Below are 13,371 nucleotides of genomic sequence, written 5' to 3' on the forward strand. Positions count from 1 at the left end.
AAAAGGAGAACTGCAGTAAAAATTACTGCACGACTGAAAACATGGGAGAAACATTAAACAAGAAGAAAAGTTTTCAAATGCCACACGTTTATGCCATTCTATTTATTATCATGTTACTTGTAACGCTATTATCTTACATAATTCCGAATGGCGAATTTGAAAGGACTCTGACTGAATCGGGTCAAACACTAGTTAACACAGATAACTTCCAATTCATCAAGAATGAAGATCCAATCGGTTTCATGGACTTCTTCTCATCCATCTACACTGGATTTGTTGAAGCTGGAACCATCATGGGTTCCCTGCTGATCTGCTCAGGATCACTGGCAATCCTCAACTACAGCGGATCACTGGAAGCTGGTATCCGCAAGCTGACAGAGGTGACAAACGGTAAAAACGTCATCGCGATCCTCATTTTCTACGTCTACTTTGCAGGAATGAACATCATGGGTGCTGGCGAAGGCTGTTATCCATTCTTCCCAATCGTTACTGGAATCGTTATTTCCTTGGGTTACGACCGCATCATGGGTATGATGACCATCTGCTTCGCCGCTACAGCAGGCTTTGCCTGCGGTATGGTGAATCTGTTTACGACAGGTATTTCACAGCAGTTAGTCGGTCTGCCATTGTTCTCCGGTATCGGATATCGTGCAATCGTATTTGCGGTCCTCTTCGTCATCGGTCTGGTCAGCGCGCTGCTCTATGGCAGCAAAATCAGAAAGAATCCTGACAAGAGTTATGTTGCAGACGAATATAAGGCACAGTTAGCTGAACAGGCTGAAGCAAAAGATGATGGAAAAGAGCAGGTTCCATTTGATGGAAAGAGAAAGCTTGCATTAATTATCTTTGTCGCTATTGTTCTTTTCACCGCTTACGGATGTCTGAAACTGGAATTTGGTCTGGGACAGTTCGCTGCACTTTACGTAGTGATGGCAATTATCCTAGCAGTGATTTTCAGAATCAACGTCAACCAGTTCTGCCAGTTGTTCACACAGGGTGCGTCACAGGTACTTGGAGCTGCATTCGCCATCGCACTGGCTCGTTCTGTAATGGTACTGTTAAATCAGGGTAAGATCATGGATACCATCGTTTACTACATGGGCAACGGTCTCCAGGGCAAGAGCGCAATCATCACATTGCTGCTGATCTTCCTCTTCGTTACTGCATTTAACTTCTTAGTCGTATCCGGTTCCGGCAAGGCTGTCATGATGATGCCGATCATGAGCCCTCTCGGAAAGATGCTCGGCATCAACCAGCAGGTAATGGTACTCACTTACCAGCTTGGTGACGGTCTTACGAACATGTTATGGCCGGGCGGCGGCATGGTTTGCTGCGCACTGACTGGCACAAACTACGGCGACTGGCTGAAAGCTTCATGGAAAACATTTGCAACCATGATTGTTTCCGGATTTGTACTCATCGTCATCGCCAACGCGATAAATTATGGACCTTTCTAAAAACAAGTTTTATATATCAAAGCAAAAAAGCTGTCTGATTTCAGGCAGCTTTTTTCTTATGATCTCTGATAATACCCCCCACCCCCTTTAATAACGACGACTAAAACTGAAAATTATGACGAAATAGCGAATTGCGATTGACAAAAATATACGGGGGGGGGGTATAATTTATAAGAAGAGTAAAAGGCAAAACCGCTGTGAGGCGGTGACGCAAAACTAGAGGGTCTCGGGGCGCAGGGATCCGCCTTCGAGATAGCCAGTTGCCATTCATTTACATCCGTTAAAATGTGAGAACGGTCTAATTGACTTCAATCTTACATTTCCCGTATTGAAGAATATCAAGTATTCTTTCAGAAAGGAGAACGTAAATGAAACGCAAAAAAAGCTTTGCGTTATTGTGTGCTCTGTTTATTCTTATTTTAATGTTTAGTTCATTTGCCTATGCGGCAGACAATCAGTACGTAGAAAATACTGAGTATCAGACCCTATTGGATGACTGTGAAGTCCATATCTACAGTACCAATGGTGGAGGAAGCGTTACATTCGTTGATGGCAATTGGCCATCCTCTGTATTCCCACAGATGACTGGCAGCAAGACATTTAGCGCTGTTGCTAATGATGGTTGGGAGTTTGCAGGTTGGAGCCATAGAATTACCTTTGACGGAACCGGAATTATCAAAGGCTGGGAGAAGGAGAACCACTCGTGGCCAGTGAAATCGGCGTTTAATGTAAATGGCAATATTATTAAGCTGGAGCGAGGTGCAACGGTAGGAGAAGTGGTTGGCAAAAAGCTTCGCTACTATGTATATGCAAACTTCAATCCTATTATCTCTACCAGTGCTGGAGCGAATGGTTCTATCACACCAACCGGATCAGTGATCTATGGCGGAAGTAAGACGATTCAGTTTACGCCGAATCAGCACTATGTCGTAGATCAGGTAACGATTGACGGAGAAGTTACAGATATAAAGGATAATTCATATACCTTTACAAATGTAACGAAACCGCATAGTATTTCTGTGACCTTTCAGTATGAACATACTCTGGAGGAAGAAATCACAAAAGCGGCGACTTGTACGGAAGCCGGTGAGAAAGTAATCACATGTAAGTACTGTGATTATAGAGAAGTTGTTGGTATCGATCCGTTGGGTCATGACATCAGAGATGGCGAAAGAGTAGAACCGACGTGCACAGAAGACGGATACGCTGTTGGAAAATGCGGGCGTGCCGGCTGTGACTATGAAGGAAAGACAATTTTGCCTAAGCTTGGTCATGATATGAAAATAGTAGAGCATAAAGCCGCTACATGTTCGGAAGAAGGTTTCGAAACGAAAGCATGTCAAAATCCAGGGTGTGAGGAAATAGTAACAATTCCAATACCAAAACTGCCGCATACCTTCGGCAATTGGATAACAACAGTTGAGCCACAAATTGGTATAAAAGGCCAACAGGAAAGGTCATGTGAAGTCTGCCATACGAAGGAAATCAAAGATCTGCCTGCTTTGATTGCACCTCCAATTGTATCCCCTGAGGACCCACCGATTGATCCGCCCGTTGATCCAGAACCAAGTCCAGAACCGTTGCCGGATGACGAACATCTTGAAGATCCCGATAAAGATGATGACAGTGATGTCGTTAAGCCATCACTTCCGGATGATGAACATTTGGATTTGGATAAAGAAGACGTTAAAAAAGCAGATCCTGTAAAATCGGAAAACGCAGATCAACCGCGGACTGGCGACGAGCAGCAGATGGCTGGGTGGATAGCAATCCTGCTACTTTCGTTTGCAGGGCTGGGAGTAACGATCTGTACGAAGAAAAGAAAACAAGAATAAAAAGAGAAACAAAATAAGAGAGCACAAAGTAACCACTCTGAAACAAAGTTAAAACCCCGCGAATATGTTCGCGGGGTTTTGCTGTCTTATGCATTCTTAATATCCCCGGCAAATCTCTTTTTACCGATTTAATGGCGGATGGTTCATCATAGAAGGTGAAAGGAGGGATAGGGATGTCAGTTTCAATGCGCAGATTAACTTTTTCTATATTTATAGCAGTGGGAATTCCGACAATGATCCTAGCAGGCGTGTTTCTCTCTATATTGGTAATTTTGTTTCCCATATCTTATTTCATGGGTTGGATTTAATCTTTATGGAATCTTAATACGCTTAACCGGTCTTTAATGCCGTCTTAAAGCGCGGGATGGTAGACTCGTAATATGAAATGACATGCTTTGCAAATTCTGCACAAAACCATAAAGGAGGAAAAATAGATGAACATACTTATTTCTGTGATAGGCGCGACGGCCGTCGTTATGCTTATCTACTATTTCATAATTTTAATGAGAGGTGACAAACAATGAGTGCTGCAGTTGCGCAATACATACTTTATGTCGTGGTTCTCGTCCTGCTGGGTATTCCGCTGGGAACCTATATCGGCAAAGTAATGAACGGAGAACGGACGTTACTTTCGAAGGTTTTAACGCCGTGTGAGAATGCGGTATACAAGGTAATGAGAGTTGACAAAAACGAGGATATGTCCTGGAAAAAATATGCGGTTTGCGTACTGGTCTTTTCGGGCATTGGGCTGCTCTTTGTTTTTCTGCTGCAGCTGCTGCAGGCATTTTTGCCGGCCAACCCACAGGGTCTGGACAATGTGAAGTGGGATTTAGCGCTTAACACGGCCATCAGTTTTGTGACTAATACAAACTGGCAGGCATATAGCGGTGAATCCACTCTGAGTTATCTGTCCCAGGCATTGGGCTTGACGGTGCAAAACTTCGTCTCAGCGGCCACTGGCATCGCAGTGCTCTTTGCCATGATCAGGGGTTTTACCAAAATAAAAGAAAAAGGATTGGGCAGCTTCTGGGTTGACCTGACGAGGACCGTAATTCACGTATTGATTCCATTAAACTTAGTAATCGCCCTGGCGCTAGTAGGCGGCGGTGTCATTCAAAACCTGAAACCGGCGGAAGAGGTAAAGCTGGTGGAACCAATCGCAGTGACCCAGGAGGGTGAAATTATCGAAGATGCAGACATCGATTTAAATAAAAATCTAGTGACCGTCGATGACAAAATCGTTGAAGACGCAGAGATTGTAACTGAAGGTTTTGTTCCCATGGGTCCAGCCGCCAGCCAGGTGGCTATCAAGCAGACCGGCACCAACGGAGGCGGATATATGGGCGTCAACTCAGCGCACCCCTTGGAGAATCCAAACGCCTTTACAAACCTGATTGAAATAATTTCACTGCTGTTAATTCCAGTCGCCCTGTGCTTCACTTTTGGGCGCAATGTGAAGAACAGAAAACAGGGCGCAGCTATATTTATGGCCATGTTTTTGTGTATGGCAGTCAGCCTGGCGGTGGTCGGTTATAACGAGCAGGCTGCAACGCCGCAGTTAGCGCAGGATGGAGCCGTGAACATCAGCATGATTGATCAGGCAGGGGGCAATATGGAAGGGAAAGAAAGCAGATTTGGCATAACCACATCCTCTACCTGGGCAGTCTTCACCACATCTGCATCCAATGGATCTGTCAATTCCATGCACGACAGCTACACGCCGATCGGAGGCATGATACCGATGCTGCTGATGATGCTGGGAGAAGTCGTGTTTGGAGGTACGGGCTGCGGACTATACGGTATGCTGGCTTTTGCTATTCTGACGGTCTTCATAGCGGGTTTGATGGTGGGGCGGACTCCGGAATTCCTTGGCAAGAAGATTGAACCCTATGAGATGAAATGGGCCGTCATGGTCTGCCTGGCAACCCCGATTGCTATTTTGATTGGAAGCGGTCTTGCGGCAGCAGTTCCAGAGGTTGCGGACAGCTTAAATAACAGCGGCGCACACGGTTTATCCGAAGTGCTGTATGCCTACTCGTCGGCTGGAGGAAATAACGGCTCTGCCTTTGCAGGATTTAATGCTGACACCGTATTCCTCAATATCACCATAGGATTGGTGATGCTCTTTGTAAGATTTTTGCCGGTTATCGGAACACTTGCTATTGCAGGCAGTCTGGGCCAGAAGAAGCGAATTGCGGTTACTGCAGGAACGCTATCGACGACCAACGGAATGTTCGTATTCCTGCTGATCATGATTGTTCTTCTCGTAGGCGCCCTCAGTTTCTTCCCGGCGTTAGCATTGGGTCCGATCGCGGAATTTGTCAGCAATGTATTATAATAGACGCCGAAGGAGGTATAAATAGATGACTGAAAAAGTAAAAAGTTCTATGACAGACAAAAAAATTCTGCTGCGCGCTGTGAAAAATTCCTTTATAAAACTGAATCCAAGGACACAGGCCGAGAATCCTGTCATGCTGCTGGTATACGTTGCGGCAATACTTACTACGATTCTTTGGATTGCAGCTTTAATGGGCACAAAGGATGCACCGGCGGGGTACACCCTGTCGATCGCGGTTATTCTTTGGTTCACCTGCGTGTTCGCAAATTTTGCAGAAGCCATTGCGGAGGGTCGCGGCAAAGCGCAGGCGGACACCCTTCGCGCATCGAGAAAAGACGTAGATGCCAACAGGATTCCGTCTATTGAGGAAATAAATCAGATCACAGTGGTTTCCGCTGCTGCTCTGAAAAAGGGGGATTTGGTCATCGTTCGGGCAGGAGAACAAATTCCTGCCGACGGCGATGTAGTATATGGTGCGGCATCAGTTGACGAAAGTGCTATCACGGGAGAATCTGCCCCTGTGATTCGGGAAAGCGGCGGCGACAGAAGCGCCGTGACAGGAGGTACCCAGGTTTTGTCAGACTGGATCATTTTCAGAGTGACCAGTGAACCGGGACAGAGCTTTATGGATAAGATGATCGCTATGGTCGAAGGCGCGTCCAGAAAGAAGACGCCCAACGAATTAGCCCTGCAGATTTTCCTGGTGGCGCTTTCTATCATATTTATTCTGGTTACGCTGTCACTGTATACCTATTCCCTTTTCTCTGCAAGGCAGGCGGGAATCGACAATCCGACATCTGTAACCACCTTGGTTGCGCTGCTGGTCTGCCTGGCGCCTACAACCATTGGAGCCCTGCTCTCTGCTATTGGTATTGCCGGCATGAGCAGGCTGAATCAGGCCAACGTTTTGGCCATGAGCGGCCGTGCCATTGAAGCGGCCGGCGATGTGGACATTTTGATGCTGGATAAGACCGGAACCATTACCTTGGGCAACAGACAGGCGGATACCTTTGTGCCGGTGGACGGCACGTCAGAAGAAGAGCTGGCTGATGCAGCCCAGCTGTCCTCTTTGCCTGATGAAACGCCGGAGGGCAGGAGTATCGTAGTTCTGGCAAAGGAGAAATTCGGCATCAGAGAGAGAAATCTCAGCGACAAGAAGTTTACCTTTATTCCCTTCACTGCCAAGACTAGAATGAGTGGTGTGGATTATGACGATCATGAAATTCGCAAAGGGGCGGCTGATGCGATTCGAGACTACATAATAGCCAGAGGCGGCACTTACAGCAAGGAATGTGAGGAGGTGGTTACAAAGATTGCCGAACAGGGAGGCACGCCCCTTGTTGTCAGCAAGAACCATAAAATTCTTGGCGTCATCCACCTGAAAGATATCATCAAAAAAGGCGTGAGAGATAAATTTGCAGATCTGCGCAAGATGGGCATCAAGACCATTATGATTACAGGTGATAATCCTTTGACGGCAGCGGCCATAGCGGCAGAAGCCGGCGTAGATGACTTTCTGGCAGAAGCTACGCCAGAGAGTAAGCTGAATATGATTCGCGACTATCAGACCAAAGGCCATCTGGTAGCCATGACCGGTGACGGCACCAACGACGCCCCGGCCTTGGCGCAGGCTGACGTGGCCGTAGCGATGAACACAGGTACACAGGCGGCAAAGGAAGCAGGCAACATGGTTGACCTGGATTCCTCTCCCACGAAGCTAATCGATATCGTTCGTATCGGTAAACAGCTTTTGATGACGAGAGGGAGCCTGACCACTTTTTCCATTGCCAACGATGTTGCGAAGTACTTTGCAATTATCCCGGCTCTGTTCATGGGACTGTACCCGGGACTGTCAGCCTTAAACATCATGGGGCTGGAATCTCCATTGAGCGCAGTATTGGCTGCAATCATCTACAACGCGCTAGTCATTATCGCTCTGATTCCACTGGCGTTAAAGGGTGTAGCATATCGGGAAGTGTCCGCTGGCAAATTGCTGACCAGAAACCTGTTGATTTACGGACTTGGGGGTATCGTCACGCCGTTCATCTGTATCAAGCTGATCGATATGCTGCTGGCGGCTCTGGGATTAATATAAGTAATACCATTAGGGAGGAATTAATTATGAAAACTTTCAAATCAGTATTACCAAAGGCCGCGATGATTTTCATCATATTTTCTGTGGTCTGTGGTATCGTGTATACAGGAGTCGTCACGGGTCTTGCACAACTGCTTTTCCCTGATAAAGCCAACGGGAGCATTATCGAGGTCAACGGCGTAAAGTATGGGTCTGAGCTGTTAGCGCAGCAGTACAGCGATGAAAAGTACATGTGGGGACGAATCATGAACGTGGACGTATCCACCTATACGGACAAAGACGGCAACCGCCTGATGTATGCGGCGCCATCTAATAAAAGTCCTGCCAGCGATGCGTATGAACAGATGGTAGCGGAAAGGGTAAACAAGATTCGCGCAGCCAACCCGAAAATGCAGGACACGCCGATTCCTGTAGACCTGGTAACCTGTTCAGGAAGTGGTCTTGATCCAGGCATTTCACCGGCAGCAGCAGAATATCAGATTCCGAGACTTGCAGAAGAGAATAAGATGACAGAAGAGCAGGTGCAGACGATAATTGATAAATGCTCTGAGGGTAAGTTCTTAGGTATTTTTGGCGAGAAGACCGTCAACGTATTAAAAGTCAATTTAATGCTGGACGGGATTTTAAAATAGATTCTTGAAGAGGGACATATGGAGCCGGTATTCTAGGCGAGAGTGACTTAGAAATACCGATTGCACGTGGCTCTCTTCGTGGTATACTATAAACGTCTGGAGGAGGCACATATGGAAGAAATAAGGGTAAACCCGGATAAACTATTAGAAACCATAAGAAGAGAAGACGAGAAACAGCAGTCTGGGCACTTGAAAATATTCTTTGGATATGCCGCTGGCGTAGGAAAGACTTATACCATGTTAAAGGCTGCCCAGGCGGCAAAGAATCGAGGTATTGACGTTATTGCAGGGTATGTTGAACCTCATGCCCGGCCGGAGACTCTGGAACTGATGAAAGGTTTGGAATCCCTGCCAACTCTTGAAATTAAACACAAAAACATGACTCTGCGAGAATTTGATCTGGATCAGGCATTAGCAAGGAACCCTCAACTCATTCTCGTAGATGAACTGGCTCATACCAATGCCGACGGCTGCAGACACGAAAAACGATATAAAGATATAGAAGAGCTGTTGAAAGCGGGGATCGACGTTTATACGACGGTCAACGTGCAGCACATCGAAAGCCTCAACGATTTGGTGGCGGCTATTACCGGAGTTTCGGTGCAGGAAAGGATTCCTGATTCCGTCTTTGATGAGGCGGACCAAGTGGAACTAGTGGATATTGAACCGGAGGATTTAATTAACCGCCTCAATGCAGGGAAAATCTATAGAGATGAACAAGCTCAACGAGCTTTGATAAACTTTTTCAGTATAGAGAACCTTACGTCTCTGCGTGAAATTGCATTGCGCCGGTGCGCAGACCGAATGAACAAGCTGGCGGAGCGAGTTAGGAATGTGACCAATGCCGAGTACTACAACGACGAGCACATTTTGGTCTGCCTCTCAGCCTCGCCGTCCAATAAAAAAATTATCCGCACAGCGGCCAGAATGGCCAGTGCCTTCAAAGGGACGCTGACAGCCCTCTTCGTTGAAACACCAGGATTTTCGGCTGTCAATGAAGAGGATAAAAAACGCTTGCGGGACCATATTCGTTTGGCGACACAGCTTGGAGCAAAAGTCGAGACAGTGTATGGAGACGACATTTCTCTGCAGATTGCGGAGTTTGCCCGTTTGTCAGGCGTTTCTAAGATCGTTATGGGCAGATATAGCGCGAAGAAGAAATATTTATTCAGCAAGCAAACTCTGACGGACAAACTCATAGAGGCTGCACCCGGCTTGGAAATCTATGTAATTCCGGATAAAGACGCGCCTTACTATAAACCGCAGAGGCCGGCGCGGCGTTCAGGTAAATTTATTCTTCCTGATACACTGAAGAGCCTGGCTATTTTAGCGGCTTCTACCCTGCTGGGATTTGCTTTCTACGATATGGGATTCAGTGAAGCCAATATCATCATGATCTATATTTTAGGGGTCGTGTTTACCTCCCTGTTTACAAGCAGCAAAGGCTATAGCCTGGTCAGTTCTGTGGTCAGCGTATTGATTTTTAACTTTTTCTTTACCAATCCCAGGTTTACTTTTACTGCCTATGATAACGGCTATCCCGTAACGTTTTTGGTCATGCTGATTACTGCGTTTATCACCAGCACTTTAGTAGTGAAGCTTAAACAGTATGCGAGACAGGCGGTGAGGACGGCCTATCGCACCAAAATCCTGTTGGAGACAAATCAGATGCTGCAGAGCAACAAACCGAGAAGAGAGATTGTAGAGATTATTTCAACCCAGTTGACAAAATTGCTGAAGCGGGATATCGTTTTCTATTTGGCTGGGGAGGAGAAACTGGGGGAACCTGTGGCCTTTCTGGCGGAAGATAGTGACGACGAAGAAGACAAAAGTTTTCTCAGCGATAACGAAAAGGCTGTCGCTGCCTGGACATTTAAGAATAACAAGCATGCGGGGGCGACGACGGACACTTTGAGCAGTGCAAAATGTCTCTATCTGGCGGTGCGTATCAACAGCAAGGTGTACGGTGTGGTGGGGATTGCGATTGATGGAAAACCTTTAGATCCCTTTGAGAACAACATCACCCTTTCCATCCTGGGAGAATGTGCCATGGCGCTGGAAAACGAACGAGTCATGAGGGAAAAAGCGGAGGCGGATCTTCTGGCAAAGAACGAGAAGTTACGAGCAAATCTGCTCAGATCCATCTCTCACGACCTGCGCACACCGCTGACCTCTATTTCTGGTAACGCTGGTATTCTTATGACCAATTATCACACCATCTGCGAAGAGAAGAAACTTACATTATATACGGCAATCTATGACGACTCTATGTGGCTGATTAATCTGGTGGAAAACCTATTGTCGGTGACCAGACTGGAGGATGGCTCCATGCAGCTCAATACCAATGCGGAGCTGATTGACGAAGTGATAGATGAGGCGCTGCAGCATATAGACCGCAAAAGTGTGCTGCACAAAATCACCGTCAACAGACCGGATGAGTTTCTCATGGCAAAGATGGACGCCAGACTGATTATACAGGTAATCATCAACGTTGTGGACAATGCGATCAAGTATACCCCGGAGGGTTCTGAAATTGACATTACCACGGCAAAGAGCGGCGGTGACATCGTGGTCAGTATTGCAGACAATGGCAAAGGTATTGCTGACGACGCCAAGAAAAGAATCTTTGATATGTTTTATACTGCTAATATGGAAATTGCTGACAGTCACAGAAGCTTGGGGCTGGGCCTGGCTCTATGCAAATCTATTATTAACGCCCACGGCGGAGAAATTACCGTATTAGATAACAAGCCGAAAGGTGCGATTTTCCGATTCACGCTTCCGGCAGAGGAGGTAACCTTACATGAATAAACCTTTGATCTTGGTCGTAGAAGACGATGCGGCTATTCGAAATTTAATTACGACGACTTTGGAAACCCACGATTACAGGTACCATGTCGCGCCAAATGGGGAGTCGGCCATTTTGGAGGCTTCCTCATATAATCCTGACGTGGTGCTGCTGGATTTGGGACTGCCTGATGTAGACGGCATTGAAATTATTAAAAAAATCAGGGGATGGTCGCTGATGCCGATTATTGTAATCAGTGCCAGGTCCGAAGATATGGATAAAATAGTAGCGCTGGATGCGGGGGCCGACGACTATCTGACAAAGCCTTTTTCTGTGGAAGAACTGCTGGCAAGACTGAGGGTGACTTTGAGACGATTAAATTACGTTCGCGGAAACCAAGAGGTGCAGAATGCCGTCTTTGTAAATGGTGATCTGAAAATTGACTATGCGGCGGGCTGTGTTTATCTGGGGAAGGAGGAGCTGCATCTGACCCCGATAGAATATAAGCTGCTCTGTCTGCTCTCTAGGAATGTGGGCAAGGTTCTCACCCATACATTTATCACAAAAGAGATATGGGGAAGCGCTTGGGATAACGACGTGGCTTCCCTGCGCGTTTTTATGGCAACGCTGCGAAAAAAGTTAGAGAAAAACCCGTCTTCGCCTCAATATATTCAGACTCATGTAGGCGTGGGTTATCGAATGCTGCGGGTGTGAAAAGTGGTGAAAAGCATTTAAAACTGCATCGTATTAATGAATATATCTGTCTGGTTAGGCTATAATGTTCAATAGAAACTTGATTATCAGATTTTGATGATGTATAATTAGTGAATATAAAAGCCTTTATGGGCGGAAATTTTCAATGAATGGGTGATTGAGATGAATATTAAACGTGACAGTTATTTACAGCAGCTGATTTCCTATCGCTTTGATGGATTGGTAAAGGTCATAACCGGTATCCGCCGCTGTGGCAAGTCATATCTTTTAAAAAACATATACCGAGATTATCTGATTGGAGACGGAGTTAAAGAGGGACAGATTATTTCTATAGAACTTGATCTTGCAAAAGATATAAAGTATCGTAATCCCCTGGAGCTCGCTTCCTATGTAAGAAGCAGAGTGGAAGGAAAGAAAGAGGAATACTATCTCTTTGTAGATGAAATTCAAATGTCAGATAAGGTGGCGAACCCTTACAATAAAGATGGAGAGAAGATTACATTTTATGATGCGTTAAATGATCTTCGCAGTCTGTCTAATTTAGACGTTTATGTAACGGGCAGTAACTCCAAAATGTTGTCAAGCGATATATTGACGGAGTTTAGAGGGCGAAGTGATGAAATACGTGTTCATCCGTTAAGCTTTTCTGAATACTATTCGACAGTTGGAGGCGATAAGAATGAAGCATTTGATGATTATGCTTTTTATGGAGGCATGCCTCTAATTCTTTCACGACCAAATGACGCGGCAAAGATGAACTATCTGAAATCACTATTTACGGAAGTGTACATTAAAGATATTGTAGAGAGAAAACACATTGAGAGACAGGACGTATTGGAGCAGATTTTAGATTTACTCTGTTCTTCTATCGGCTCGCTGACAAATCCTGCTAAGATAGCAGATACGCTGCAGTCAAAACAGACGAAAGGTGCTTCGTCAAACACAATTCGCGCTTATATCGGACATTTAGAGGACGCCTTTTTATTCTCTGAAAGTAAGAGATATGATGTAAAGGGGAAATCTTATTTTGACTCACCAAATAAATATTATTGCGAAGATTTGGGACTGCGAAACGCTCGTATTGGCTTTCGCCAACAGGAGATGACACATATCATGGAGAATATCATCTACAACGAATTGATAAATCGTCAATTCTCCGTTGATGTTGGAGTGGTATATGCAAGAAGTGTTAATGAGAATGGCAATTCCGTTCGTACGCCGAGAGAGATAGACTTTGTTGTCAATTCCGGCGGCAAGAGAACTTATATCCAATCAGCTTATGCAATGGTCACGGAAGATAAAGCAGAAATAGAACTTCGTCCGTTTGCACTTACGGGGGATTCATTCCCGAAGATGGTAGTGAGAAAAGATATCGGAAAACGGTGGTATGATGATAAGGGAATCTTGAACATCAGTCTGATCGACTTCCTGTTAGATAAATCAGTTATTTAGGCGGAGGCTGGTTAACATCTTCAGATGAAAGTGTTAAAAACTACTTGGATATAATGGTGT

General features: G+C 45.7%; 8 protein-coding genes and 1 riboswitch. All 8 genes read left to right on the plus strand.

Annotated elements, in window-relative coordinates; genetic code table 11:
* Window positions 1-41 precede the first annotated feature (41 nt).
* The 8 genes from BN6539_RS04770 to BN6539_RS04805 all read left to right on the plus strand — a co-directional run bounded on the left by BN6539_RS04770 (window position 42) and on the right by BN6539_RS04805 (window position 13,311).
* On the plus strand, window positions 42-1,457 hold the full coding sequence (locus tag BN6539_RS04770; protein WP_067534469.1) for a YfcC family protein: 1,416 nt from the start codon (window positions 42-44) through the stop codon (window positions 1,455-1,457).
* A 175-nt stretch (window positions 1,458-1,632) separates the two neighbouring features.
* Window positions 1,633-1,725: riboswitch (cyclic di-GMP riboswitch) on the plus strand.
* Window positions 1,726-1,825: 100 nt separating this feature from the next.
* Entirely contained in the window at window positions 1,826-3,292 is a 1,467-nt protein-coding gene (locus tag BN6539_RS04775) for an InlB B-repeat-containing protein (protein WP_067534472.1), read from the plus strand.
* A gap of 520 nt (window positions 3,293-3,812) precedes the next feature.
* Window positions 3,813-5,630, plus strand: a complete 1,818-nt coding sequence (kdpA, locus tag BN6539_RS04780) for a potassium-transporting ATPase subunit KdpA (RefSeq protein WP_067534475.1) — start codon at window positions 3,813-3,815, stop codon at window positions 5,628-5,630.
* A gap of 25 nt (window positions 5,631-5,655) precedes the next feature.
* Window positions 5,656-7,725: a potassium-transporting ATPase subunit KdpB gene (kdpB, locus tag BN6539_RS04785; RefSeq protein WP_067534479.1), complete on the plus strand. Its 2,070-nt coding sequence runs from the start codon at window positions 5,656-5,658 to the stop codon at window positions 7,723-7,725.
* Between the two features lie 26 nt (window positions 7,726-7,751).
* The gene (kdpC, locus tag BN6539_RS04790) at window positions 7,752-8,357 is read left to right on the plus strand and encodes a potassium-transporting ATPase subunit KdpC (RefSeq protein ID WP_067534483.1); all 606 of its coding nucleotides are present in this window, start codon (window positions 7,752-7,754) and stop codon (window positions 8,355-8,357) included.
* Window positions 8,358-8,468: 111 nt separating this feature from the next.
* Entirely contained in the window at window positions 8,469-11,168 is a 2,700-nt protein-coding gene (locus BN6539_RS04795; protein WP_067534486.1) for a sensor histidine kinase, read from the plus strand.
* The gene (locus tag BN6539_RS04800) at window positions 11,161-11,859 is read left to right on the plus strand and encodes a response regulator (protein ID WP_067534489.1); all 699 of its coding nucleotides are present in this window, start codon (window positions 11,161-11,163) and stop codon (window positions 11,857-11,859) included. Before BN6539_RS04795 ends, BN6539_RS04800 begins: the two co-directional genes overlap by 8 nt.
* A gap of 162 nt (window positions 11,860-12,021) precedes the next feature.
* Window positions 12,022-13,311 carry an ATP-binding protein gene (locus BN6539_RS04805; RefSeq protein WP_067534492.1) on the plus strand — a complete coding sequence of 430 codons (1,290 nt, stop codon included), beginning with the start codon at window positions 12,022-12,024 and terminating at the stop codon, window positions 13,309-13,311.
* The last annotated feature ends 60 nt before the right edge of the window (window positions 13,312-13,371 follow it).

Source organism: Emergencia timonensis, from assembly GCF_900086585.1.
Taxonomy (GTDB): domain Bacteria; phylum Bacillota; class Clostridia; order Peptostreptococcales; family Anaerovoracaceae; genus Senimuribacter; species Senimuribacter timonensis.

Excerpts from the sequence above, each read along its gene's own strand:
- BN6539_RS04770 (WP_067534469.1), top strand. The coding sequence starts at position 42 with ATGGGAGAAACATTAAACAAGAAGAAAAGTTTTCAAATGCCACACGTT.
- BN6539_RS04775 (WP_067534472.1), top strand. The coding sequence starts at position 1,826 with ATGAAACGCAAAAAAAGCTTTGCGTTATTGTGTGCTCTGTTTATTCTT.
- kdpA (WP_067534475.1), top strand. The coding sequence starts at position 3,813 with ATGAGTGCTGCAGTTGCGCAATACATACTTTATGTCGTGGTTCTCGTC.
- kdpB (WP_067534479.1), top strand. The coding sequence starts at position 5,656 with ATGACTGAAAAAGTAAAAAGTTCTATGACAGACAAAAAAATTCTGCTG.
- kdpC (WP_067534483.1), top strand. The coding sequence starts at position 7,752 with ATGAAAACTTTCAAATCAGTATTACCAAAGGCCGCGATGATTTTCATC.
- BN6539_RS04795 (WP_067534486.1), top strand. The coding sequence starts at position 8,469 with ATGGAAGAAATAAGGGTAAACCCGGATAAACTATTAGAAACCATAAGA.
- BN6539_RS04800 (WP_067534489.1), top strand. The coding sequence starts at position 11,161 with ATGAATAAACCTTTGATCTTGGTCGTAGAAGACGATGCGGCTATTCGA.
- BN6539_RS04805 (WP_067534492.1), top strand. The coding sequence starts at position 12,022 with ATGAATATTAAACGTGACAGTTATTTACAGCAGCTGATTTCCTATCGC.